21 protein-coding genes, 2 tRNA genes and 3 rRNA genes are annotated in these 24,882 nt (G+C 63.5%); 20 read left to right on the top strand and 6 right to left on the bottom strand.

Features of this window, described 5'->3' with window-relative positions:
* Window positions 1-65: 65 nt before the first annotated feature.
* From coaBC to argB, 3 genes are read left to right on the top strand one after another with little or no spacing between them, the layout of a single operon-like run.
* Entirely contained in the window at window positions 66-1,289 is a 1,224-nt protein-coding gene (coaBC, locus tag RM531_RS14890; protein ID WP_311660402.1) for a bifunctional phosphopantothenoylcysteine decarboxylase/phosphopantothenate--cysteine ligase CoaBC, read from the top strand.
* Window positions 1,261-1,716, top strand: coding sequence for a dUTP diphosphatase (gene dut / locus RM531_RS14895; protein ID WP_311660404.1), 456 nt, complete (start codon window positions 1,261-1,263; stop codon window positions 1,714-1,716). Before coaBC ends, dut begins: the two co-directional genes overlap by 29 nt.
* Window positions 1,717-1,749: 33 nt before the next feature.
* Complete coding sequence (gene argB / locus RM531_RS14900) at window positions 1,750-2,640, top strand: acetylglutamate kinase (protein WP_311660406.1); 891 nt, start codon at window positions 1,750-1,752, stop codon at window positions 2,638-2,640.
* A gap of 15 nt (window positions 2,641-2,655) precedes the next feature.
* On the opposite strand, the gene pyrE is transcribed toward argB, so the two are convergent.
* Window positions 2,656-3,309, bottom strand: coding sequence for an orotate phosphoribosyltransferase (gene pyrE / locus RM531_RS14905; RefSeq protein ID WP_311660407.1), 654 nt, complete (start codon window positions 3,307-3,309; stop codon window positions 2,656-2,658).
* Window positions 3,310-3,369: 60 nt separating this feature from the next.
* On the opposite strand from pyrE, the gene RM531_RS14910 reads away from it, so the two are divergent.
* The 3 genes from RM531_RS14910 to RM531_RS14920 are packed head-to-tail and all read left to right on the top strand — an operon-like array spanning window position 3,370 to window position 6,902.
* Window positions 3,370-4,149, top strand: a complete 780-nt coding sequence (locus RM531_RS14910; protein WP_349255454.1) for an exodeoxyribonuclease III — start codon at window positions 3,370-3,372, stop codon at window positions 4,147-4,149.
* Window positions 4,133-5,509 carry an AmpG family muropeptide MFS transporter gene (locus tag RM531_RS14915; protein ID WP_311660411.1) on the top strand — a complete coding sequence of 459 codons (1,377 nt, stop codon included), beginning with the start codon at window positions 4,133-4,135 and terminating at the stop codon, window positions 5,507-5,509. The genes RM531_RS14910 and RM531_RS14915 overlap by 17 nt, the downstream gene beginning before the upstream one ends.
* A gap of 58 nt (window positions 5,510-5,567) precedes the next feature.
* The gene (locus RM531_RS14920; RefSeq protein WP_311660412.1) at window positions 5,568-6,902 is read left to right on the top strand and encodes a DUF4139 domain-containing protein; all 1,335 of its coding nucleotides are present in this window, start codon (window positions 5,568-5,570) and stop codon (window positions 6,900-6,902) included.
* Window positions 6,903-6,905: 3 nt separating this feature from the next.
* Here RM531_RS14920 and RM531_RS14925 read toward each other — a convergent pair whose 3' ends face one another.
* A complete protein-coding gene (locus RM531_RS14925; RefSeq protein ID WP_311660414.1) occupies window positions 6,906-7,601 on the bottom strand; it encodes a histidinol-phosphatase in 696 nt (231 codons plus the stop codon).
* Between the two features lie 198 nt (window positions 7,602-7,799).
* On the opposite strand from RM531_RS14925, the gene RM531_RS14930 reads away from it, so the two are divergent.
* The 4 genes from RM531_RS14930 to bfr all read left to right on the top strand — a co-directional run bounded on the left by RM531_RS14930 (window position 7,800) and on the right by bfr (window position 9,799).
* Complete coding sequence (locus tag RM531_RS14930) at window positions 7,800-8,078, top strand: hypothetical protein (RefSeq protein WP_311660416.1); 279 nt, start codon at window positions 7,800-7,802, stop codon at window positions 8,076-8,078.
* Window positions 8,079-8,187: 109 nt separating this feature from the next.
* A complete protein-coding gene (locus tag RM531_RS14935; protein ID WP_311660417.1) occupies window positions 8,188-8,709 on the top strand; it encodes an RNA pyrophosphohydrolase in 522 nt (173 codons plus the stop codon).
* Window positions 8,710-8,970: 261 nt separating this feature from the next.
* Window positions 8,971-9,198, top strand: a complete 228-nt coding sequence (locus tag RM531_RS14940) for a bacterioferritin-associated ferredoxin (RefSeq protein ID WP_311652200.1) — start codon at window positions 8,971-8,973, stop codon at window positions 9,196-9,198.
* Between the two features lie 103 nt (window positions 9,199-9,301).
* Window positions 9,302-9,799 carry a bacterioferritin gene (gene bfr, locus RM531_RS14945; RefSeq protein ID WP_311660419.1) on the top strand — a complete coding sequence of 166 codons (498 nt, stop codon included), beginning with the start codon at window positions 9,302-9,304 and terminating at the stop codon, window positions 9,797-9,799.
* A 73-nt stretch (window positions 9,800-9,872) separates the two neighbouring features.
* Here bfr and RM531_RS14950 read toward each other — a convergent pair whose 3' ends face one another.
* Both RM531_RS14950 and RM531_RS14955 read right to left on the bottom strand, forming a co-directional pair.
* Window positions 9,873-10,295 carry a CopD family protein gene (locus RM531_RS14950; protein ID WP_311660421.1) on the bottom strand — a complete coding sequence of 141 codons (423 nt, stop codon included), beginning with the start codon at window positions 10,293-10,295 and terminating at the stop codon, window positions 9,873-9,875.
* A 296-nt stretch (window positions 10,296-10,591) separates the two neighbouring features.
* Window positions 10,592-12,373 carry a chloride channel protein gene (locus RM531_RS14955; protein ID WP_311660424.1) on the bottom strand — a complete coding sequence of 594 codons (1,782 nt, stop codon included), beginning with the start codon at window positions 12,371-12,373 and terminating at the stop codon, window positions 10,592-10,594.
* Window positions 12,374-12,475: 102 nt separating this feature from the next.
* Here RM531_RS14955 and argC point away from each other — a divergent pair, with 102 nt between their 5' ends.
* From argC to erpA, 4 genes are read left to right on the top strand one after another with little or no spacing between them, the layout of a single operon-like run.
* The gene (gene argC / locus RM531_RS14960; RefSeq protein WP_311660426.1) at window positions 12,476-13,528 is read left to right on the top strand and encodes an N-acetyl-gamma-glutamyl-phosphate reductase; all 1,053 of its coding nucleotides are present in this window, start codon (window positions 12,476-12,478) and stop codon (window positions 13,526-13,528) included.
* Between the two features lie 19 nt (window positions 13,529-13,547).
* Window positions 13,548-14,303 (top strand): DUF6776 family protein, encoded by a 756-nt coding sequence (locus RM531_RS14965; RefSeq protein WP_311660428.1) that lies wholly within the window; start codon window positions 13,548-13,550, stop codon window positions 14,301-14,303.
* Between the two features lie 35 nt (window positions 14,304-14,338).
* Entirely contained in the window at window positions 14,339-14,848 is a 510-nt protein-coding gene (locus RM531_RS14970) for a bactofilin family protein (RefSeq protein WP_311660430.1), read from the top strand.
* 32 nt (window positions 14,849-14,880) lie between these two features.
* A complete protein-coding gene (gene erpA, locus RM531_RS14975; RefSeq protein WP_349255453.1) occupies window positions 14,881-15,243 on the top strand; it encodes an iron-sulfur cluster insertion protein ErpA in 363 nt (120 codons plus the stop codon).
* On the opposite strand, the gene RM531_RS14980 is transcribed toward erpA, so the two are convergent.
* Both RM531_RS14980 and RM531_RS14985 read right to left on the bottom strand, forming a co-directional pair.
* Window positions 15,240-16,394 carry an anhydro-N-acetylmuramic acid kinase gene (locus tag RM531_RS14980; protein WP_311660432.1) on the bottom strand — a complete coding sequence of 385 codons (1,155 nt, stop codon included), beginning with the start codon at window positions 16,392-16,394 and terminating at the stop codon, window positions 15,240-15,242. The genes erpA and RM531_RS14980 overlap by 4 nt on opposite strands.
* Window positions 16,395-16,401: 7 nt before the next feature.
* Entirely contained in the window at window positions 16,402-17,904 is a 1,503-nt protein-coding gene (locus RM531_RS14985; RefSeq protein WP_311660434.1) for an OapA family protein, read from the bottom strand.
* 166 nt (window positions 17,905-18,070) lie between these two features.
* Here RM531_RS14985 and tyrS point away from each other — a divergent pair, with 166 nt between their 5' ends.
* From tyrS to rrf, 6 genes are all read left to right on the top strand, one after another.
* Window positions 18,071-19,282, top strand: coding sequence for a tyrosine--tRNA ligase (gene tyrS, locus RM531_RS14990; protein ID WP_311660435.1), 1,212 nt, complete (start codon window positions 18,071-18,073; stop codon window positions 19,280-19,282).
* 281 nt (window positions 19,283-19,563) lie between these two features.
* Window positions 19,564-21,100, top strand: a 16S ribosomal RNA gene (locus tag RM531_RS14995).
* A 120-nt stretch (window positions 21,101-21,220) separates the two neighbouring features.
* Window positions 21,221-21,297 (top strand) — tRNA-Ile (locus RM531_RS15000).
* A gap of 7 nt (window positions 21,298-21,304) precedes the next feature.
* Window positions 21,305-21,380: transfer RNA gene (locus RM531_RS15005), tRNA-Ala, on the top strand.
* Between the two features lie 202 nt (window positions 21,381-21,582).
* Window positions 21,583-24,471, top strand: a 23S ribosomal RNA gene (locus RM531_RS15010).
* 90 nt (window positions 24,472-24,561) lie between these two features.
* Window positions 24,562-24,678 (top strand): 5S ribosomal RNA (gene rrf, locus RM531_RS15015).
* Together the 16S, 23S and 5S rRNA genes with 2 tRNA genes alongside form the textbook arrangement of a ribosomal RNA operon.
* Window positions 24,679-24,882 lie beyond the last annotated feature (204 nt).

The raw sequence follows: 24,882 nt of genomic DNA on the forward strand, positions 1-24,882 counted from the left end.
GGGTTGCGCAATCACTGTGGGCTGGTAAAGCCGGTAAACTAGGAAGGCTCTGGCAAAGGGTTCTTATGAAAGCGCTTTCCCAACGTCGCATTCTGCTGGGCGTAACCGGCGGCATTGCCGCCTACAAGGCCGCGGTGCTCACCCGTCGGCTGGTGGAAGCCGGCGCCGAGGTGCAGGTGGTGATGACCGAGGGCGCCTGCCGTTTCATCACGCCGCTCACATTGCAGGCGTTGTCCGGCCGGGCCGTGCGCCGCAGTCTCTGGGACGAGTCCGCCGAACTGGGCATGGGCCATATCGAGCTGGCGCGCTGGGCCGAGCGGGTGCTGATCGCGCCGGCCACCGCCGATTGCCTGGCTCGGCTGGTCCAGGGGCGGGCGGATGATCTGCTCAGCACCCTGTGCCTGGCCACCATGGCGCCCGTGCTCGTGGCGCCAGCGATGAATCACGTGATGTGGGCCCATCCGGCCACGCGGGCGAACTGCGAGACGCTGGCGACACGCGGCGTGACCATTCTGGGCCCGGATGACGGCGAGCTGGCAGAGCGGGAAAGCGGCGCCGGCCGCATGCTGGAACCCGAAGCCATCCGCGATGCGCTGGCCGCGCATCTGGCGCCGCAGGCTGGCGAACTGGCCGGCCGGCATGTGCTGGTTACTGCCGGTCCTACCCGGGAGCCGCTGGACCCGGTCCGCTATCTGACCAACCGCTCGTCCGGACGCATGGGATATGCCCTGGCGGCGTCCTGTGTGGCAGCCGGCGCCCGCGTGACACTGGTGACCGGGCCTACCGATCTGCCGGTGCCTGACGCGGTTGAGGCGGTGCCCGTGGAGACGGCCGATAACATGCATGCGGCGGTGTTCGCCCGCGTCGAGCAGGCCGATGTGTTCATCGCCGCCGCCGCTGTAGCCGACTATCGCCCCGCGCGCCGTGAGACCCACAAGATCAAGAAGGACGAGGCCGGTTCGAACGTCGATCTGGTACGCAACCGCGATATTCTCGCCGAGGTGGCCGCCGTCCGGCCGCGCCCGCTCGTGGTGGGGTTCGCCGCCGAAACCCGCGACCTGGAAGCCCAGGCCCGAGCCAAGCGCGTTGCCAAGGGCGCGGACATGCTGGCCGGCAACCTGGTCGGGGTGGATCGCGGCTTCGATCAACCCGACAACGCGCTTTATGTCTGCTGGGAAGGTGGCGATTGCCACCTGCCGCAGGCCCCCAAGACACGGCTGGCCGACCAGCTGGTCCAACTCATTTCCCAACGACTGTCCGATGCACAAACTCCAGATTCGACTGCTTGATCCGCGCCTCGGGCGCGATTTTCCGATGCCGGATTACGCCACGCCGGGCTCGGCGGGGGTGGACCTGCGGGCCTGCCTCGATGCGCCCCTCACGCTGGCGCCCGGGGATACCGAGCTGCTGCCCAGTGGCATGGCCATTCATATCGCGGACCCCGACCTGGCTGGCGTCGTGCTGCCCCGGTCGGGTCTGGGGCACAAGCACGGCATCGTGCTGGGTAATCTGGTGGGGCTGATCGACTCCGACTACCAAGGTGAACTGATGGTGTCCTGCTGGAATCGCGGCCAGACCGCCTTCACCATCGAGCCCGGCGAACGGGTGGCGCAGCTGGTGCTGGTGCCGGTGGTGCGGGCCGCGTTCGAGATCGTCGATGAATTCGAAACCAGCCAGCGAGGCGCTGGCGGCTTCGGTTCATCCGGACGCCAGTAGACCCGAACCGATAACAAGGCGGATGCAACAACCATGTCGCTAACCTCTGAACAGGCCATGCAGGTCGCCCGGGTCCTGGGCGAGGCGCTGCCGTATATCCGGCGCTTCGCGGGCAAGACCGTGGTGATCAAGTACGGCGGCAACGCCATGACCGAGCCCGAGCTCAAGCGCGGTTTCGCCCGCGACATCGCGCTGATGAAGCTGGTGGGCATCAATCCGGTGGTGGTGCATGGCGGTGGCCCGCAGATCGGCGAGCTGCTGGCGCGGCTGGGCAAGGAGACCCGGTTCGTTGGTGGCATGCGGGTGACCGACGCCGAAACCATGGACGTGGTGGAAATGGTGCTCGGCGGACTGGTGAACAAGGAAATCGTCAACCTGATCAATCAGCACGGCGGCCGGGCGGTCGGGCTGACCGGCAAGGACGGCGGGCTGATCCGCGCGCGCAAGCTGACCATGCACGAAGGCGAAGCGGACGAGCTGGTGGACCTGGGTTACGCCGGTGAGGTGTCGGCCATCGACCCGGCCATTGTCCGGCGGCTGGACGAGGACGACTTCATTCCGGTGATCGCCCCGATCGGCGTGGGTGACGACGGTCGCTCCTACAACATCAACGCCGATCTGGTGGCGGGCAAGATGGCGTCGGTGCTGGGCGCCGAAAAACTCATGCTGCTGACCAACACCGCCGGCGTTCTCGATGCCGACGGTTCGGTGCTCACTGGCCTGTCGCCGGCGCGGGTCGAGACGCTGATCCAGTCGGGCGTCATCCACGGCGGCATGCTGCCCAAGATCCGCTGTGCGCTGGATGCGGTGGCGTCGGGCGTGAATGCCGCGCACATCGTCGATGGGCGGGTGGAGCACGCCATCATGCTGGAACTGTTTACCGACGCCGGCGTGGGGACGCTGATCCGGCCGGGGTCGAATTGACCTGGCGTCGGTCGCTTAGCCGATTGGCGCTGTATCGCCGTAGTCGCGCCGGTACGCTTTCATTGCCGCCACCGTCGCCTCGTTGCCGGGCCGCCGGTCCAGATAGCCCAGCAGATCATCGAGGGTGCAAACCGCAATCGGGGTGATCCCGGTTGATTCGGCCAGCTCGCGGATGGCCGACTGATTGCCGCTGCCGCGCTCCTGGCGGTCCAGTGCCACCACCAGCGCAGCGGGCTGCGCGCCGGCGCTGTGAATGAGCTGGATGGCCTCGCGCACGGCGGTGCCGGCCGTAATCACATCGTCGACAATGCCGATGCGTCCGCTCAGCTCAGCGCCCACCAGATGGCCGCCCTCGCCGTGATCCTTGGCCTCCTTGCGGTTGTAGGTAAACGGCAGGTCCACGCCGTGGCCGGCCAGCGCGCAGGCGGTCGCGGTCACCAGCGGAATGCCCTTGTAAGCCGGGCCGAACAGGCCGTCGAGCTGAATGCCGGTATCCAGGATGGCGCGCGCATAGCAGTCGGCCAGAGTGGCCATGGCCGCGCCGCCGGCGATGGCGCCCAGGTTGAAGAAGTAGGGGCTGACGCGGCCGGATTTTAGGGTGAACTCGCCGAGCCTGAGTGCGCCGTGGTCGAACGCCAGGTCGAGAAAGCGGGTCTTGTGATCCTGCATGGGAACGGAGTGTCGAATGCTTTCGGTATGATAGCCCCGCCCGCACCGACCTTCATCCCGATGCGCATCATCTCGTTCAACGCCAACGGCATTCGCGCGGCCGCCCGCAAGGGCTTCTTCGACTGGCTGGCCGGTCAGGATGCCGACGTGGTGGCGATTCAGGAGCTCAAGGCCCAGCAGCACCAGCTGGAGCCCGATCCGGTGTTCTGGCCCGAGGGCTATCACTGCGCCTACCACGAGGCCACGGCCCGCAAGGGTTACTCGGGCGTGGCCCTGTATGCCCGACGCGAGCCCGACGAGGTGATCCGCGGCATGGGTGAACCGGAATTCGACGGCGAGGGCCGCTATATCGAGGCTCGTTTCGGCGATCTCGCCGTGGCCAGCCTGTACGCCCCGTCCGGGTCATCGGGGGATCACCGCCAGGCGTCCAAGGAACGCTGGCTTGAATACTTTCCGGAATTTCTGCAGCGCCGGCGCGACGCCAACGGCGAATTGATCGTCTGCGGCGACTGGAATATCGCCCATACCGAAAAGGACATCAGGAACTGGAAGTCCAACCAGAAGAACTCGGGGTTTCTGCCGCACGAACGGGCCTGGCTGGACCGGCTGTTCGGCGAGCAGGGCTTCGTCGACGGCTTCCGCGTGGTCGACGACCGGCCCGATCGCTACACCTGGTGGTCGAACCGGGGTCAGGCCTGGGCCAAGAACGTGGGCTGGCGCATCGACTATCAGGTGATCACGCCGGGGCTGGCCGAGCAGGTGAAAGGTGCCGACATCTTCCAGGCCGAGCGGTTGTCCGACCACGCGCCTCTGATCATGGACTATGACTGGCCCTTCTGAGCCCGTCGCCCGCTGGCGGGCAGCGCTGGCCATCTATGGCCGGCCGCGCATCCTCGGCATGGGCCTGCTCGGCTTTTCCGCCGGGCTGCCGTTCCTGTTGGTGTTCTCCACGCTTTCGGCCTGGCTGACCCAGGAGGATGTGTCGCGCACCACCATCGGGTTCTTCTCCTGGGTGGGTATTACCTATTCCATCAAGGTGTTCTGGGCGCCGGTGATCGACCGGCTGCCGCTGCCGCTGTTGACGCGCCTGCTGGGCCGCCGCCGCAGCTGGATGCTGCTGGCGCAGCTGGGTATTGCCGCCGGGCTGATCGGCATGGCCATGACCGATCCGCAAATGGATCTGCGCGGGCTGGCGCTATGGGCGCTACTGGTGGCGTTCGCCTCGGCCACGCAGGACGTGGCCATCGATGCCTGGCGCATCGAGGCCGCGCCCGGGTCCTGGCAGGGGGCAATGGCAGCCACCTATCAGGCCGGCTATCGCATCGCGATCCTGACCGCCGGGGCAGGTGCGTTCTATCTGGCCGCCGGCATCGACTGGCCGCAGGTGTATCTGGTAATGGCCGGGCTGATGGGCGTGGGCATGATCACGGTGCTGTTCGTCGGCGAACCGGACGTGGTGGTGACGTCGGGTACCGAGCAGCGCGAACAGCGCGTGGTGGATTTTCTCGCCCGCAGCCCGCACTGGCCGCGCCGGCTGCAGCAGATTGCTGCCTGGCTGCTGGAGGCCGTGGTCTGCCCCTTCCTGGACTTCTTCGCCCGCAACGGCCGTCTGGCCCTGGCGATTCTCGTGTTCGTGGCGATCTTCCGGGTCACCGATATCACCCTCGGCGTGATGGCCAATCCGTTTTATCTGGACATGGGTTACACGCTCGAGGAAATCGCCTCGGTGGCCAAGATCTTCGGAGTGGGCATGACCATCGGCGGCGCCGTGCTCGGTGGGGTGCTGGTGGCCCGCTACGGCATCATGCGGCCATTGCTGGCAGGTGCGGTGCTGGCGGCGGTCACCAATCTGGTATTCGCCTGGCTGGCCACCCGCAGCGATCCCGGCCTGGTGGGGCTGGCGATGACGATTTCCGCGGACAACCTCGCCGGGGGCATGGCCGGTTCGGCGTTCATCGCCTACCTGTCCAGCCTGACCAACACCGCCTATACGGCGACCCAGTACGCGCTGTTCTCGTCGCTGATGACCCTTCCCGGCAAGTTCATCGGCGGATTTTCCGGCATGGCGGTCGACGGCTTCGGTTACGTCTGGTTCTTCGTGCTGACCGCCATCGCGGGCGTGCCGGCGATTCTGCTGGTGACCTACCTGATGCGCGTGGCCAATGTGGATCGCGGGGTGGCCGCCCCCGAGCGGCTTTGACAGCGGCCGCCGCCCCGCGCATGTTCGCGCGTTAACGAAACTCAAGAGGATAACGATGATGCGCATGCTGATGATGCTGGCTGGCACCGCACTGATAAGTGCCGCCTGGGCGGACAATGGCGGTGGACAGGCGCTGACGCTCTACCAGAGCGGCGCCGCCCTGGTGGCCGATACCCAGGACCTGCCGCTGGACAAGGGCCGCCAGACGCTGACGCTGGCCAATCTGCCCGATCGGATTCGGCCGGAAACCTTCTGGCTGGCTGGCGACGGCATCGAGCTGCTGGGATCGCGTTATCGCGACGGCGGTGACGACCGCGCAGCCATGCTGGCCGCGCTGGTCGGACAGACCGTGACGCTGCGCCGGGCCGACGGCAGCGGCGGCGATGTCACCCGGGAGGCCACCCTGCTGTCCGCGGATGGGGTGCCGATGGTGCGCGTGGATGATCGGGTGGAATGGCTGGACGCGGAATCGCCCTGGCGGCTGGCGTTGTCATCCGTGCCGGACACGGCGTTGCCGGCCGGCGCGTTGCAGCTGGATATCCGGGCCGACCAGAGCGGGCGCCAGCCGCTGGAAATGCTGTATCAGGTCGACGGCATGAGCTGGCGCACCGAGTACGTGGCCAGCCTGGACGAAAATGCCGAGCAATTGACCCTGCGGGCGCAGGCGGTAATCAGCAATAACGCCGGCACGGACTGGCGGCAGGCGCAGCTGGCGCTGATCGCCGGAGATGTGGCGCGGCAGGGCGGTCAGCCCAAGGCGATGATGATGCGCAGCGAAGCCGCCTCCGCGGCGGACGGCATGCAGGCCGAGCAGGCCGCCGATTACTACCGTTACGAACTGGACCAGCCGGTGACCCTGGCCGACGGTGAGCAGCGCAGCGTGCTGCTGATGCCCGAACAGCGTATCGAGGTCGAGCGGGAATACCGCTTCGACCATGGCTGGCAGTATCTCGACAGCAACCGGCAGCGTGCCCACGCCGGCATCCGGGTGGCTTTCGACAACACCCTGGGTCAGCCCATGCCGGCCGGTACCATCCGCGTCTATGGTGATGGCACCACACCCCTGCTGATCGGCGAAGCCGGCATCGGCAATACGCCCGTCGGCGCGCCGGTCGAGCTGGCGCTCGGCCGCGCGTTCGACATCACCGCCGAGCGCACCACCACCGATACCCAGCGGGACGGTCAGGCGCGGGAAATCGAGCGTGAACTGGTGATCGAGAACGCCAGGTCGGAGCCGGTGACGGTCCGGGTGGTGGAATCCATGCCCGGCGACTGGACCATGCTGTCGGCCAGTGCCGACCACGAGAAGGTCGACGCCCAGCGCGCCGCCTGGTCGCTGGAAGTCCCGGCCGAGGGCGAAACCCGGCTGACCTATCGCGTTCGCTATCGCTGACGGTCAGCCGGCGCCGGTCACCGTGCGAAACACCTCGGCGCCGGGCTGATCCACCAGGCTGACCACCGGCCAGCCCTGCTGCCGGGCGTGTTCGGCAAGCCGTTCGTCGGGATCGACCGCCGCGGCCCGGTCCGCGCGCGCGAGCAGCGGAATATCGTTGTGGGAGTCCGAGTAGGCCGTGATCCCCTCGAACGGCCCGTGAGCGGCCAGCCAGTCCTCCAGCCGGGTGATCTTGCCGTCGCGGAAGCACGGGGTGCCCTGGATGCGGCCGGTGTAGCGGCCGTCGACGAATTCCGGATCGGTGGCCAGCAGATACTCGACGCCGAGCAGTTCCGCGATCGGCTCGGTAATGAACCGGTTGGTGGCGGTGATGATCAGCAGCGTATCGCCGCGCCGGCGGTGGCAGTCGATCAGTGCCGGTGTGCCGGGCGCGACGACCGGCTCGATGCAGTCGGCCACGTAGCGGGTCCGCAGGGTCTGCATGGTTTTCAGCGGGTTGTCGATCAGCGGTTGCAGGGCAAAACGCTGGAACGCGTGGATGTCGAGGGTGCCGTTCAGGTACTGCGCATGGAATGCGTCATTCCGGCGCCGGAACTCGGCGGCATCCACGACTCCCTGATCGCAGATGTAACGGCCCCAGAGGTAATCGCTGTCACCGTTGAGCAGGGTATTGTCCAGATCGAATGCTGCCAGCTGCATGATTCAAACGTCCGTCGAGTGCGAGCGCGAGAGGTTACGGCAGCCTGGCATTACTGCGCCAATCGGGGGGATTGGCTGCATCCCGCGCGTCTCACCGCTAGACTGGGCTTGCGGACACGAAAGATGTTCCGCGCAACAATCATAAACGGCCGGCCCGCCGGCCGCGCACAGGAGGAACAGATAATGTGGAAATCGGGATTGACGGGAATTGTTCTGGTGCTGGCCCTGGCCGGTTGCGGCCAGTCGGACAGCGGATCGGAGGCCGATGCCGATGCCGGGGCCGCGGACGGCGGCGATCAGGCCATGAGCAACGATGATGCCGGCAGCAGTGGCGCCACCGGCTCCGGCGGCACCTGCTTCGACGTTGCCGACTGCGGGGATGGCCAGCAGATGATGTTCGGCGTCTCGCAGAAGGATTGTGCCGACGCCAACGGTTCCAGCTGGATGGCCGAAGGCGGTAGCTGCGAAGCGCTCTGATCGCATCCAACCGATGCCGGCGGGCCCGTTCGGGGCCCGCCGGATGACGCCTTTGGCACATTCAGCCCCGGTGTGAAAGAATCGGGGAAAGTGTTTCACAGGTAAGACCGTGATCGATTCGGACGGCTTTCGTGCCAATGTCGGAATCATCCTCACCCACGAAGACGGTCGGGTGCTCTGGGCCAAGCGAATCGGCCAGGATGCCTGGCAGTTTCCGCAGGGAGGTGTGCGCGCCGGCGAAAGCGCCGAGCAGGCACTCTTCCGTGAACTGCAGGAAGAAGTCGGGCTGATGCAGCAGCACGTGCGCATTGTCGGTGCTACCCGCGGGTGGCTGCGCTACCGGCTGCCCAAGCGTTTCGTGCGCCGTCACCGCCGCCCGCTATGCATCGGGCAGAAGCAGAAATGGTTTCTGCTGCGTCTGGAGGCCCCCGAGTCCTGCGTGCGTTTCGACAGCACCGATCATCCCGAATTCGACGGCTGGCGGTGGGTGGATTACTGGCATCCGGTGGATGAAGTGGTGTTCTTCAAGCGCGATGTCTACCGGCGCGCGCTCAAGGAGCTCGCCGACTGCCTGCCGGAGACGGTGGCCGGGCAAAAAAATGCCCGACCCTCGGAGGCGAGTCGGGCGTAGTTGGGGGAGAGGACGGTAGGGCCGTGTGCGAGTGGGGTCGCCGCGGCCTTTTTGTTTTGTTGGTCCGATCCGGCGCGGCAACCCGTCAGGCGGATGGTGCCGGGGAAGCGCGCTACCGAATCTGCCGCCACATTAGCCGACTCTATTCGTGAATGCAAATCACTCCTATTAAGCTATGCGGATGAGGTCTCGCCTTCTAATGGTTTGACACTCATTCTCATTTGCGGTTAACTGGGCATAGTTGTCTGGTTCGAGAAGCCGATGTACGTCTGTCTCTGTAAGGGTGTCACGGAACGCGAGATTCGCGAGGAAGTTCGCTCGGGCGCCTGCCACATGCGCGAACTGCAGCGTCGCCTCGGTGTGGCCGAGTGTTGCGGCTGCTGCGCGCCCTGTGCGCGCGAAATTCTGGCGGAAACGCTGCAAGAGCAGCATCGCAAGACCCGGCTATTGCCGGCGCCGTTCCTGCCTGCGACCGCGAATGCGAGCTAGAAGCAACTAATAAATTAATAAAAACAGGTGCTTACGGGTTGATGCCGAGTGTCTAAGTGCTATACTCCGACCGAAAGCCAACGCCGCTACGTCGGGAGATCGCATGAAAGGTGACGCCAAGGTACTCGAGTACCTCAACCAGGGGCTCAAGCTTGAGCTGACCGCCATCAACCAGTACTTCCTGCATGCGCGCATGTACAAGGACATGGGCTTCTACGAGCTCGGCGCCAAGGAGTACCAGGAATCCATCGAGGAGATGCAGCACGCGGATCGCTTTATCGAGCGCATCCTGTTCCTCGAGGGCCTGCCCAACCTGCAGGACCTGGGCAAGCTGCGCATCGGCGAGAACGTGCCGGAAATGCTCCAGTGCGATCTCGAGGCGGAGCACGAAGCCCACGCCTTCTATTCGGAAGCCATCGGCTACTGCGAAAAGATCGCGGACTACACCACCCGCGCGCTGTTCGCGGAGGTGCTCGCCGACGAGGAAGAGCATATCGACTTCCTCGAGACGCAACTCGGGCTGGTGGAAAGCATGGGCCTGCAGAACTACCTGCAGAGCCAGACCGGTAATCCGAACCAGGAGGGTGCGGGCGAAGGTTAAGCCGGAACGCGCTCACGACCACGAAAAAGGCCCGCTTCGGCGGGCCTTTTTCGTGGTATCGACCGATGCCGGGTCAGAATGGCTTGACCACCGCCAGCACCACGATCGCGATCAGGAACACGCCCGGCACCTCGTTCATCAGCCTGTAGTAGCGGGCACTGCCGGTGGCGCGCTGTTCGCGAAAGCGCTTGACCTGAACCTGGCACCAGCCGTGGTAGCCCACCAGGCCAACCACCAGCAGCAGCTTGGTGTGCATCCAGCCGCTGCCCGACAGCCAGGAAAGGCCGAGATGCCAGAGCAGCCACAACCCGAACGCGATAGTCAGGGCGGCGCCAATGCTCATCAGGATCGACAGTCGACGTTCCATGACGCAGAACCGGTCCAGGCTGATCGCGTCGGTGGCATCCGCGTGATAGACGAACAGGCGGGGAAGATAAAACAGCCCGGCGAACCAGGTAACCATGAAAATGACGTGGAATGCCTGTATCCAGAGCATTGCTTATCTCCTTGAGCGTAGACGGGCTGTTTTCGCGGACAGGGACGTCCGCGCGCGAGCGTAGCGAGCGAGAGCCAGCACGGACATGCGCCGCGCTGAGCGATCAAGGACTTGGGCAGGATGCCCAATGTCCGCATCGGCAATCACAGCCCGGCGAACCAGGTAACCATGGAAATGACGTGGAATGCCTGTATCCAGAGCATTGATTATCTCCTTGAGCGTAGACGGGCTGTTTTCGCGGACGGGGACGTCCGGGCGCGGCATTGTAGAGCAATGTGGCCTGGCGCACGGCGCGTTCAGGGGTGATAGGCCCGCTCGATATCCTCGGGTAGCAGCACCCCGAAGACTGGGCCGTCCTCGCCGGCCCGGCGGCGGATCACGTAGAGCGCATCGGCCTCGGTGCGTTGTAGCTGATCGTGGGCTTCCTGAAGCGTGGCCCGAATATCGATGGCCACCGCATCCAGGCGTTTTCCCGGGACATCGCGCACGGCGACGGCCTCGGGCAGCGCCACCTCCTCATCTTCCTCCGCGGCTGACAGATAGCGCATCAGGGCGGCGGAGCGGAGCAGGGTGGCGCGGGCCTCCGGCCGGCGCAGTAGCAGCCATTCCACGGGACGTTTGACCAGCCGCTGTCGGAGACCGTCGCGATCGATCGGGTCGTCGATGACGGCGAGGCTGCGGTTCATGGTCGCGGTCACACTCGCGCGGCGCAGGTACTGGGAGACCGGGTCGTTGCGGTAATCCAGGCCGCGTCGGTGCAGCAGCATCTGGAAGATCGAGTCGCCGCCGGTGAAGCGGCGGGATATCACCAGCGCGGGAATCAGCGCCAGCATGCCCGGTAGCAGCATCTCGGTACGGTCGGACAGTTCCAGCAGCGTCACCATGGCGGTCAGCGGCGCGTGCAGTAGCGCGCCGATCATCGCGCCCATGCCGATCAGCGCATAGAAGCCCGGGGCGCTGGCATGGGCCGGTGCCAGAAGGCCGCCAGCCGCCCCCAGGGCGCTGCCCAGCGCCGCGCCGATCACGAAGGCGGGCAGGATGACACCGCCGGGGATGGCGGCCGCGGTTGCCATCGCCGCGGTAGCCAGCTTCGCCAGACCCAGCCCGAGCGCCAGGCCCAGGCCGAGTTCGCTGGCCAGGGCCAGATTAATGGTGTCGAACCCCGGCGCCAGCGTCTGCGGATACGGCAGGGCCAGCAGCCCGGCTGCCAGCCCGGCCAGACCCATCCTGGCCATCACCGGCACGCGACTGAAACCATCAGTGAGCCACCCCGTGGCTCGGGTTAGCGCGGCCGCCGCCAGGCCCATCAGCGCACCCACAAAGACAATATAGGGAAGCTCGGTCATGCCGTGCAGGCCGGGTTCGGCCGCGAACAGCTCCGGGTGGATGCCGGTGAGGTTGTAGGTGGTCAGTGCGCCCGCGACGGCGGCGATGATGATCGGGGCGAAGCTGGCGATGGTGTACTCCATCATCACCACTTCCATGGTGAACATGACCGCTGCCAGCGGCGTGTTGAATGAGGCCGCGATGCCAGCCGCGGCGCCACAGCCTACCAGGGTGCGTACGCTGTTATTGGGCAGCTGCAGCCGGCCGCCGAGCCAGCTTCCCGAGGCCGCGCCCACATGGGCGGCCACGCCCTCGCGGCCCACCGACTGCCCCGAGGCCGCCGCCAGCGCCGCGGTGAAGAACTCCACCGCCGCGGTGCGAATCGGCAGGTAACCCTGGTGATAGACCAGCCGCTCGATCACGCTGGCGATGCCGGTCTGTCTTGGTGGTTTGAGCAGAGCGGTAATCAGGGCGCCGATCACCAGCGCCCCCGCCAGCGGTACCAGCAGGCGGACCGGTGCGCCTGCTTCGTGCAGCCGGGTACCATCAAGGCCCAGAAGCAGGGCGCCGGGGCCGCGCCACCAGTCGATCACGGTGTGCAGGCCCAGGATCAGCAATCCGCAGAGCGTGCCGGTCACCGCCCCCAGCACGCAGAGCAGGCCCAGCCCGGGCGTGTATTCCACATCCGCCAGTTGCCGCCGCAATCGCTCGCGGATCTGATCGGGATGCCAGGCGCGGGTGGGACGAGTCATCCGGGTCTCGTGGTGGCGGCCGGCCGGCTGCCGCGGCGCTGTTATGCCCCCGGGGGCGGCCGGACCTTTATAATCGCGACCTCGTATTATGCGGTGGTAAACATGAGCGTGTCAGGACAGCACAGATTGCAGGTCGGCATTGTCGGTGGCACCGGCTACACCGGCAGCGAGCTTCTGCGCTTGTTGCTGCCCCATCCCGGGGTGGATGTGGCGACTGTCACTTCCCGGGCAGAAGCCGGCCGGCCGCTGGCCGAGGCCTACCCGCATCTGCGCGGGATCACCGATCTGGTGTTCCGCGAGCCGGATGCCGCGGCGCTGTCGGGGTGTGACGTGGTGTTTTTCGCCACCCCGCATGCGGCGGCCATGCATCTGGTGCCCGAACTGCGGGCCGCGGGTCAGCGGGTGATCGATCTGTCTGCCGATTTCCGGTTGCGTGACCCGGACCTCTGGGCGCAGTGGTACGGCGAGCCCCATGCCTGCCCGGACCTGATCGAGTCCGCTGTCTACGGCTTGCCGGAACGCCACCGCGACAGCCTGCGCGACGCGCAGCTGGTGGCCTGTCCCGGCTGCTATCCCACCAGCATCATTCTGGCCATGCTGCCGCTGCTCGAGGTGGGCCTGGCCGACCCCGCGCGACTGGTGGCCGATGCCAAGACCGGCGTGTCCGGCGCAGGCCGCACGCTCAAGACGCCGTTCCTGTTCGGTGAGATGGCCGAGTCGTTCAAGGCCTATGGCGTGGCCGGGCACCGGCATCTGCCGGAGATACGCCAGGTGCTCGGCAATGTGGCCGGCGGCGATGTCGGACTGACGTTCGTGCCGCATCTGGTGCCGATGGTGCGTGGCATCCATGCCACCTGCTATCTGGACGTCGCGGATCGTGACACCGATCTGCAGGCGCTGTTCGAGCAGCGCTACGCCGGCGAACCCTTCGTGGACGTGATGCCGCCGGGTGCAACCCCGGAAACGCGGACCGTGCGGGGTTCCAACACCTGCCGGCTGGCCGTTCACCGGCCGGGCGGCGGCGACGTGGTGGTGGTGCTGTCGGTCATCGACAATCTGGTCAAGGGCGCCGCCGGGCAGGCGGTTCAGTGCCTGAATCTGATGGCCGGTTTCGAGGAAACCGCCGGATTGACGTCGCCGGCGCTGGTGCCGTGATGCGGCTGGCGTCGATATCATGAGCGACGGAAGCCACCGGCTGATCATCCGTACCGCCGCACAGGCGCGCCGCCGTCGCCTGATGGTCGTGATTGCGGTCGCGACGCTGCTGGTCGGCGGCTGGGGCATTTACTGGCTGGGGCGGCTGCATGCGCCCACGGCCATCGAACGGCAGGTCGCCAGCCAGCAGAAGATCGAGAGCGACCGCAAGCTGTTGCTGGCGGAGAAGCGGCGACTGGAGACGGAGAATCGCAAGCTGTCGGAGCGCAACGTAATGCTCGAGCGCGGCGCCGATGTCGACCAGCAGGCCATCAGTGCGCTGCAGAACTCGCTTGACGACGTCCAGGCCCAGGTGGCCAAGCTCAAGAAGGAACTGGCGTTCTACCGGGGTATCGTCTCGCCATCCGAAGCCGAGGCCGGCCTGCGCCTGCAGGAGTTGCAGGTGCACGAGGCCAGCGAGGCCGGGGTGTATCAGTTCCAGCTGGTGCTGATTCAGGCGGTCGAGCATGATTCCGCGGTCAGCGGCCAGGTCAAACTCCGGCTGGAGGGGCTGCAGAACGGCGAATCCGTCAGCCTGACCTGGCCCGAGCTGGCGCTTGATTCGGCCGACGAACTCGTGTTCTCTTTCAAATACTTTCAGGAGCTGGCCGATACATTCCGGCTGCCGCCCGATTTCGAGCCCACGCTGGTCGAGGTGGTGGTGAACACGGGGCCGGGCGCGGAGCCGGTCACCGGATCATTCCGCTGGCGCGAGGTATTCAAGCCGGATGACTAACGCCCGGTTCATTATTGCGAGGAGGTAGACCGACCATGTGGGGAAACGACAAGGATCGCGATGAAGTGCCGGCCCGGTCGCCCAAGGCGACCAACACCGTGGACACGCTGATTGGTCGCCAGACCGTGATCACCGGCGACGTGGCCTTTACCGGCGGCCTGCACGTGGATGGCAAGGTCAAGGGCAAGGTGATGGCGGAATCGGACAAGAACGCCGTGCTGAGCGTGAGCGAGAGCGGCACCATTGAAGGCGACGTCCGCGTCCCCCATATTGTTCTCAACGGGTCGATCGAGGGCGATGTCCACGCCGACCAGCGGATCACGCTCTCGGCCAAGGCCAAGGTCAACGGCAACGTCTACTACCGGCTGATCGAGATGACCAGTGGTGCCATGGTCAACGGCCAGATGGTCCACGAGGGCGCTGCCGAGGACAAGGTGGCACCGTTGCCGGACCGCGCCGGCGACGGCGCGGCGGACCCGGAAGAGCACAGCCGTGCGGCTGGCACGCTGTTCGACGCCTCCCGGGAAAAGAAGACCAGCCTGTAGGATTTGGCCCGGTCAGTTACGATAGGGATGCTATGAGCGAAACCCTCGAACAAGATATGCAAGCCGAGTCGGCGATGGTGTTTACCGATGCCGCCGCCGGCAAGGTCCGTGAACTGCTGGATGACGAAGACAATCCGGCCCTGAAGCTCCGGGTGTTCGTGTCCGGAGGTGGCTGTTCCGGGTTCCAGTACGGGTTTACCTTCGACGAGAACGTCGAGGACGGCGACACCGTGATCGAGAAGAGCGGTGTGACGCTGCTGGTCGACCCGATGAGCGTTCTCTACCTCGGCGGGGCCGAGATCGACTTCACTGACGGCGTCGAAGGCGCGCAGTTCGTGATCCGGAATCCCAATGCCACGACCACCTGCGGTTGCGGCAATTCGTTCGCCGTCTAGCCGGGTGACGGCGGTCGGCTGACGACGGCCGGCGCGTAGATCCCGCCGAGTATCACCGCCCGGCTGGCCCCGGTCACCGACGCCACGTTTCCCGGCAGTCCGGCGAGCGTGCGCATGGCCAGCCAGGCGAACGCCGCGGCCTCCACCCAGTCCGCCGGTATGCCGGCGTCATCGGTCGTGATCACTTGAGTCGGCGCCAGCATCGCGCTCAGTCGTTCCCGAAGCCGTGCGTTGCGCGCACCACCGCCGCATAGCAGTACCTCGTCGGTGCGTCCTGGGCAGGCGGCCACCGCGTCGCGGATGCTGACGGCGGTGAATTCCAGCAGTGTCCGCTGGATATCGGCCGGCGCGATCGCAGGCATGCCTGCCAATTGGTGATCCAGCCAGCCGAGGTGGAAATACTCCCGGCCGGTGCTCTTGGGTGGTGCCGTTCGAATATAGGGATCGGCCATCAGGACGGACAGCAGGCCCTCGTGAACGCGGCCGGTACTCGCCCATTCACCATCGGTGTCCTGAAGCCTGCCCTGGTGCCGGGCAATCCAGGCATCCATCAGCGCGTTGCCGGGGCCGGTGTCGAAGCCCGTCAACCTTGGGTCTTCGAGGGTGGCGCCGGCCGGGAGACAGGTCAGGTTGGCAATACCGCCGATGTTGATGACCGCGCGCTGCCGGTCCGGCAGGGCAAGCATCGCCTGATGAAAGCCGCAGACCATGGGGGCGCCCTGGCCGCCGGCCGCCATGTCGGCGCGCCGGAAATCCGCCACCGTGGTGATGCCGGTCCGGGCTGCCAGGCGGTTGGGGTCGCCGATCTGCAACGTGAAGGGATGCGGCGGTTGCGGGTCGTGGTATAGCGTCTGGCCATGGCTGCCGATGGCGCGGATGCGCCCGGGCGCCATACCCGTCTCGTCCAGCAATGCGAGAACACCGTCCGCCATCCAGTCGGCCACCTGCCGGTCAAGCTGGCCGAGTTCCCGGATATCGATCGGTGGTCGGGTCTGGGTTATCTGCAGCAACCGCTGTCTTAGCGCATCGGGCGGCGGATGGTTGTGTGTGGCCTCCAGCGTGGGACGATCGCCATCGGCGGCATGGGCCAGAACGACATCCGCGGCATCAAGGCTGGTGCCGGAGATGACCCCGATGTAGTAACCGGTCACCGGCGCATCAGTCGCCGTCGCGATTGTCCGCGACCTGTACCTGACCCAGCGAGTCGAGTTGCGCCACGAGCGGCTCGGCGTGTTCCTTGAACGCTGCCATGTGCTTTTCCGGCAGCGGCTCGGCGGTGGGCAGGGCCACCCGCATCGGATCCTTGGGCGTGCCGTATACCCGGAACTCGTAGTGCAGATGCGGGCCCGTGGCCAGCCCGCTCATGCCGACATAACCGATGGTCTGGCCCTGTCGCACGCGGCTGCCGATGCCCACGCCGGACGCGAACCGGGACAGGTGCGCGTAGCGGGTGGTGTACTGATTGCTGTGCTTGACGATGATGGTGTTGCCGTACCCGCCCTTGGTGCCGCGGAAGGCGATGCGTCCGTTGCCGGTGGCGCGTACCGGGGTGCCGGTGGGGGCGGCGTAATCCGTGCCGTGGTGCGCGCGGATCTTGTGCAGGATCGGATGCTTGCGGCCGGTGCTGAAATGCGAACTGATGCGGAACTGGTTGAGCGGCGTCCGGATGAAAGCCTTGCGCATGGCCTTGCCGTCCGGCGCGTAGTAATCACTTTCCCCGTCGGCGGCGGTGAAGCGCAGCGCCTTCAGTTGGCGCCCGCGGTTGTTGAACTCCGCGGCCAGGATTGCGCCCGTACCGATCTTCTCGCCGTCCCGGAAAAGCTCCTCGTAGATCACGGTGAAGCGGTCGCCCTGCCGGATGTCGAGGACGAAGTCGATATCCCAGCCGAAGATATGGGCCAGTTTCATGATCAGCTGATCGGACAGTCCCGCTTCCAGGGCGTCGACATAGAAGCTGGTGTCGATGCTGCCCACAGCGTAGGCCTCGCGGCGTTCCACATCGGCCGTGTCGATCCGGGCATCGAAGCCATCCTCGGCCCGACGGACCTCCAGCGTGCGGATATTGTCCAGTGGGTAATCCACGGCATGTACCACGCCTTTCGGGTCAGCCTGTACCCGCAGAGTGTCGCCAGCCTTGAGGCCCCGGGTGAAGTGGCGTCCGAATTCGTCGAGGTTGGCGATTGCCAGCGAGTCGCCGTAGGACAGGTCGTGGCGCTGGAACGCCAGCGACAACGTGTCACCACGCTGGATTTCGATTGAGGACCAGCGGGGCATCGCCGGGGCCGGTTCCAGATTGGCGGGGGCGAAGATTTCGGTATCGAACACCGAGCCGGCCGGCGCGGGCATCGCCATCGCCGGAGACGCGTCGAGCGGTTCGGGCGTTGCTTCCGGCATGGTCATGGCCACCCGTACCGGTTCCGCCGAGGCCGGGGCACTGGCGACCGGCGCATTCGCCATCACCGGCGTGTCGATGATCACCGTGTCGCGGGTCGAGGCGGAATCACCATCGGCCTTGGAATCGGTGGCCACGGAACTGGGCGCAATCAGCGCAATGGCGGTCGCGACCGCTGCAATCGTCAGGCTTATACCCAGCCAGTGCCACGGCGTTGTCCGGCGCACTGGCTGTCTGACGCCGATATAATCCTGCCCGATTCGATTCATGGATCCCGTTCCCCAAACCCGGTTCCGTGGTTGTCCGGCGGTTGCAATGGCCAACCCTCGGAGCTTAAACAACCATAAAACCGGGCGTTTAGCAAGCCAAATACGTGTAAAATATCAAAAGCCGCGGGACCGGCCAGCGGCCCAGTGACGAGGTTTCAATTCATTCATGTCTGACCAGCTCGCCGAAATCCGCCGCGGTGCGGACGAGATCATCCCCGAGCCGGACTTCGCCGAACGGTTGCAGGACGCAGTGTCCCAGAATCGTCCCCTGCGCGTGAAGGCGGGCTTCGACCCGACCGCTCCCGATCTGCATCTCGGGCACACTGTTCTACTAAACAAGATGCGTGCCTTTCAGGACTTCGGCCACGACGTCATTTTCCTGATAGGCGACTTCACCGGCATGATCGGTGACCCGACCGGCAAGAGCGCAACCAGAAGACCACTCACGGCGGAAGAAGTTTCCGCCAACGCGCGCACGTACGAGCAACAGATATATAAGGTGTTGGACCCGGCCAGAACCCGGGTGGTGTTCAACTCCAGCTGGATCAATCCGCTCACACCGGCGGACCTGGTTCGTCTGGCGGCCAGCCATACCGTGGCCCGCATGCTCGAGCGCGACGACTTTCACAAGCGCTACAACGGGGGGCAGGCCATTGCCATCCATGAATTCCTGTATCCCCTGATCCAGGGGTATGACTCGGTGGCGCTCGAGGCGGATGTCGAGCTCGGGGGCACCGATCAGAAGTTCAACCTGCTGGTCGGGCGCCAGATCCAGCAGGCGTACGGCCAGAAACCCCAAGCGGTGTTGACCATGCCCCTGCTCGAGGGGCTGGATGGCGTCAACAAGATGTCGAAGTCGCTGGACAACTATGTCGGTATCGAGGAGCCGCCGGCGGAACAGTTCGGCAAGCTGATGTCGATATCCGATGATTTGATGTGGCGTTACTTCGAGCTGCTCTCGTTCGAGCCGCTCGACACCATTCGCGGCTACCGCGACGATATCGGGCAAGGGGCCAACCCGCGGGACATCAAGTTCCGGCTCGCGCGCGAACTGGTCGCCCGCTTCCACGGGGCAGCCGCCGCGGAGCAGGCGCAGGCCGAATTCGTCGAGCGGTTCAGTCACGGCGGGCTGCCGGAGGACCTGCCGGAGGTGCCCATAGCAATTCCGGCCGCTGGCATGCAGCTGGCGGCACTGCTCAGATCGGCCGGCCTGACCGCGAGCAACGGGGAAGGAATCCGGCTGATCAAGCAGGGCGCCGTGCGTGTGGATGACCAGCGCGTCGAGGATCCGGGCGCCGTACTTGCCCCGGATGCCGTGCACATCCTGCGGGTGGGCAAGCGACGGGTGGCCCGTGTGCGGCTTGAAAATGCCGAGTAGTCAGCCCGCATAAGGGCTCCGGACGGGCGATGGGCGGGCCTGCCGAAAAGAATTTCAGAAAGTTGTTGACACTTGAGTTACGGCCCCTATAATACGCCCTCCTTGCAGCGGACAGCCGCCGCAAACGCTCTTTAAAAACATGGACAAGTGGCTTGTGTGGGTGCTCCACCGGTCGCGGCGAAAGCCAACGACCCAAAGAGCATCCTAAGCGAATATCGCTTGGGTCGCTCACGCACGAACCTGACTTTCGGGTCAGTATTCGTGCACCAGTTTGAAGTTATAAACTGGAGAGTTTGATCCTGGCTCAGATTGAACGCTGGCGGCAGGCCTAACACATGCAAGTCGAGCGGAAACGACACCTTCGGGTGGGCGTCGAGCGGCGGACGGGTGAGTAATACGTAGGAATCTGCCCAACGGTGGGGGATAACTCGGGGAAACTCGAGCTAATACCGCATAATCCTTACGGGGCAAAGCGGAGGACCCTTCGGGGCTTCGCGCCGATGGATGAGCCTACGTCTGATTAGCTTGTTGGTGGGGTAACGGCCTACCAAGGCGACGATCAGTAGCTGGTCTGAGAGGATGATCAGCCACACCGGGACTGAGACACGGCCCGGACTCCTACGGGAGGCAGCAGTGGGGAATCTTGGACAATGGGCGAAAGCCTGATCCAGCCATGCCGCGTGTGTGAAGAAGGCCCTAGGGTTGTAAAGCACTTTAAACAGGGAAGAAAAAGGCTCGGTTAATACCCGTGCCCTTGACGGTACCTGTCGAATAAGCACCGGCTAATTCCGTGCCAGCAGCCGCGGTAATACGGAAGGTGCAAGCGTTAATCGGAATTACTGGGCGTAAAGCGTGCGCAGGCGGTTACGTGTGTCGGATGTGAAAGCCCCGGGCTCAACCTGGGAATTGCATTCGAAACTGCGTGACTAGAGTGTGGTAGAGGAAGATGGAATTCCACGTGTAGCGGTGAAATGCGTAGATATGTGGAGGAACACCAATGGCGAAGGCAGTCTTCTGGGCCTACACTGACGCTGAGGTACGAAAGCGTGGGGAGCAAACAGGATTAGATACCCTGGTAGTCCACGCCGTAAACGATGAGAACTAGACGTTGGTCGGTCTAACCGGTCAGTGTCGAAGCTAACGCGTTAAGTTCTCCGCCTGGGGAGTACGGCCGCAAGGTTGAAACTCAAAGGAATTGACGGGGGCCCGCACAAGCGGTGGAGCATGTGGTTTAATTCGATGCAACGCGAAGAACCTTACCTGCCCTTGACATCTTCGGAAGCTTGCAGAGATGCGAGTGTGCCTTCGGGAACCGAATGACAGGTGCTGCATGGCTGTCGTCAGCTCGTGTCGTGAGATGTTGGGTTAAGTCCCGCAACGAGCGCAACCCCTATCCTTAGTTGCCAGCATTCAGTTGGGCACTCTAAGGAGACTGCCGGTGACAAACCGGAGGAAGGTGGGGATGACGTCAAGTCATCATGGCCCTTATGGGCAGGGCTACACACGTGCTACAATGGCAAGTACAAAGGGTTGCGAGACCGCGAGGTTCAGCTAATCCCATAAAGCTTGTCGTAGTCCGGATTGCAGTCTGCAACTCGACTGCATGAAGTCGGAATCGCTAGTAATCGCAGATCAGCATTGCTGCGGTGAATACGTTCCCGGGCCTTGTACACACCGCCCGTCACACCATGGAAGTCGGCTGCACCAGAAGAGGCTAGTCTAACCTTCGGGAGGACGGTCTCTACGGTGTGGTCGATGACTGGGGTGAAGTCGTAACAAGGTAGCCGTAGGGGAACCTGCGGCTGGATCACCTCCTTTAAGAGAATGCTTCGCCAAAGCTGGTGGAGCGCCCACACAAGTCACTTGTTCAGAATCGTGAGAGAAAAGAGCTGGAACCGTAGCGCCGCGCGCTCATTTCGGTTCTTTTCTCTGACCCGCGGGCCTGTAGCTCAGTTGGTCAGAGCGCACCCCTGATAAGGGTGAGGTCGGAAGTTCAAGTCTTCCCAGGCCCACCATATTTTCGGGGCCATAGCTCAGCTGGGAGAGCACCTGCTTTGCAAGCAGGGGGTCGGCGGTTCGATCCCGCCTGGCTCCACCAGTCAGCGGGACCGAAATCACAAAAAGCGGCTTGTGCTTCGAGCCGCTTTTTGTGACTTCGGATTTCGAAGTCACTGTTCTTTAACAATTCGTAAGATCGCAAACGAACACTGTAGATTACAGTAGTTGTCTAGTATGTTGATTGCGTTGAGTGGTTGTACAACCTGGCAATCTCGGTACACCGAGAGCGCTTGAGGTTATATGGTCAAGCAACAAAGCGCACATGGTGGATGCCTAGGCGGCAGAAGGCGATGAAGGACGTAGTAGCCTGCGATAAGCTTCGGGGAGGTGGCAAACAACCTTTGATCCGGAGATTTCCGAATGGGGAAACCCACCGCATTAGCGGTATCCATGGCTGAATACATAGGCCATGGAGGCTAACCCGGGGAACTGAAACATCTAAGTACCCGGAGGAAAAGAAATCAACCGAGATTCCCTTAGTAGCGGCGAGCGAACGGGGACTAGCCCTTAAGCCTGGTTTGTTTTAGTGGAACAGTCTGGAAAGTCTGGCCATAGTGGGTGAAAGCCCCGTACACAAAAAAGCGTATCAGGTGAAATCGAGTAGGGCGGGGCACGTGAAACCCTGTCTGAACATGGGGGGACCATCCTCCAAGGCTAAATACTCTCTGCCGACCGATAGTGAACCAGTACCGTGAGGGAAAGGCGAAAAGAACCCCGGAGAGGGGAGTGAAATAGAACCTGAAACCGTGTGCGTACAAGCAGTGGGAGCATCCTTCGGGGTGTGACTGCGTACCTTTTGTATAATGGGTCAGCGACTTACTTCTCAGTAGCAAGCCTAACCGTATAGGGGAGGCGCAGGGAAACCGAGTCTGAACAGGGCGAATTAGTTGCTGGGAGTAGACCCGAAACCGGGCGATCTACCCATGGCCAGTGTGAAGGTCGGGTAACACCGACTGGAGGCGCGAACCGGGAACTGTTGAAAAAGTTTCGGATGAGCTGTGGGTCGGAGTGAAAGGCTAATCAAGCCCGGAGATAGCTGGTTCTCCTCGAAAGCTATTTAGGTAGCGCCTCGTGTATCACTACCGGGGGTAGAGCACTGTTTCGGCTAGGGGGGTCACAAGACTTTACCAAACCGAGGCAAACTCCGAATACCGGTAAGTGCAATCACGGGAGACACACGGCGAGAGCTAACTTCCGTCGTGGAGAGGGAAACAACCCAGACCGCCAGCTAAGGTCCCCAAGTCATGGCTAAGTGGGAAACGATGTGAGAAGGCACAGACAGCCAGGAGGTTGGCTTAGAAGCAGCCATCCTTTAAAGAAAGCGTAATAGCTCACTGGTCTAGTCGGCTCGCGCGGAAGATGTAACGGGGCTAAAGCCATGCACCGAAGCTGCGGACGCGTGTTTACACGCGTGGTAGAGGAGCGTTCCGTAAGCCATTGAAGGTGTGCCGGAAGGCATGCTGGAGGTATCGGAAGTGCGAATGCTGACGTGAGTAACGATAAGGCCGGTGAAAAACCGGCCCGCCGAAAGCCCAAGGGTTCCTGCGCAACGCTATTCGGCGCAGGGTGAGTCGGTTCCTAAGGCGAGGCCGAAAGGCGTAGTCGATGGAAAACGGGTTAATATTCCCGTACCTCGCATGACTGCGATGGGGTGACGGAGAAGGTTAGGTCAGCCGGGCGATGGTTGTCCCGGTTCAAGCGTGTAGGCAGGTTTCTTAGGTAAATCCGGGAGATCAATGCCGAGACGTGATGACGAGCCCCCAAGGGGGTGAAGTGATTGATACCATGCTTCCAGGAAAAACCTCTAAGCTTCAGGTCATGTGGGACCGTACCCCAAACCGACACAGGTGGGCGGGGTGAGAATCCCAAGGCGTATGAGACAACTCGGGTGAAGGAACTCGGCAAAATGGCACCGTAACTTCGGGAGAAGGTGCGCCCGCATTAGGTGAAGGCCCTCGCGGCCGGAGCTGAGACGGGCCGCAGTGACCAGGTGGCTGCGACTGTTTACTAAAAACACAGCACTCTGCTAACTCGTAAGAGGATGTATAGGGTGTGACGCCTGCCCGGTGCCGGAAGGTTAAGTGATGGGGTTAGCTTCGGCGAAGCTCTTGATCGAAGCCCCGGTAAACGGCGGCCGTAACTATAACGGTCCTAAGGTAGCGAAATTCCTTGTCGGGTAAGTTCCGACCTGCACGAATGGCGTAACGATGGCCACACTGTCTCCACCCGAGGCTCAGTGAAATCGAAATTGCTGTGAAGATGCAGTGTTCCCGCGGCAAGACGGAAAGACCCCGTGCACCTTTACTACAGCTTTACACTGGATTTTGAACATTCTTGTGTAGGATAGGTGGGAGGCTTTGAAGCGTTGGCGCCAGCCGGCGTGGAGCCACCCTTGAAATACCACCCTGGAATGTTTGAGGTTCTAACCTGGGCGCCTTATCGGCGTCAGGGACAGTGTATGGTGGGTAGTTTGACTGGGGCGGTCTCCTCCCAAAGAGTAACGGAGGAGTGCAAAGGTACCCTCAGCGCGGTCGGAAATCGCGCATTGAGTGCAAAGGCAAAAGGGTGCTTGACTGCGAGACCGACGGGTCGAGCAGGAGCGAAAGCTGGTCTTAGTGATCCGGTGGTTCTGTATGGAAGGGCCATCGCTCAACGGATAAAAGGTACGCCGGGGATAACAGGCTGATTCCTCCCAAGAGTCCACATCGACGGAGGAGTTTGGCACCTCGATGTCGGCTCATCACATCCTGGGGCTGAAGCAGGTCCCAAGGGTATGGCTGTTCGCCATTTAAAGTGGTACGCGAGCTGGGTTTAGAACGTCGTGAGACAGTTCGGTCCCTATCTGCCGTGGGCGTTCGAGATTTGAGAGGATCTGACCTTAGTACGAGAGGACCGGGTTGGACGTACCTCTGGTGTTCCGGTTGTCACGCCAGTGGCATTGCCGGGTAGCTACGTACGGAAGGGATAAGCGCTGAAAGCATCTAAGCGCGAAGCCCACCTCAAGATGAGATCTCGCTAGCCCCTCGAGGGCTCTCAAGGGTCGTCCAAGACTAGGACGTTGATAGGCCAGATGTGTAAGTGCGGCAACGCATTCAGCTTACTGGTACTAATTGCCCGTGAGGCTTGACCATATAACGCTCAAGCGTTTTCAACGACAACGTGTTCGTTGCGATCTTGCGAATTGGCTGGCCGAGTCCCTGACTCGGTCGGCAGACGGTTTGCCTGGCGGCCATAGCGAGTGGGAACCACCCGACCCCATTCCGAACTCGGAAGTGAAACCGCTCAGCGCCGATGGTAGTGCGGGGGAATCTCCGTGCGAGAGTAGGTCACCGCCAGGCTCTTAAATGACAGACCCCCAGCCGTCAGGCTGGGGGTTTTTCATTTTGGGCTTGATGATCTGACCTGCTCTCAAGAGGAGAGTAGGGTGAGCCGGGAAAGGGCGAAGCACTGCTTCGCCCCGGCGAACGCCCTCGACCCGCAGGGCCGAGGGCCGGACCACCGCCAGGCTCTTAATACAAAGCCCCGTGCTGATGCACGGGGCT

The organism is Spectribacter acetivorans, assembly GCF_031846305.1.
Lineage (GTDB): Bacteria > Pseudomonadota > Gammaproteobacteria > Nevskiales > Salinisphaeraceae > Spectribacter > Spectribacter acetivorans.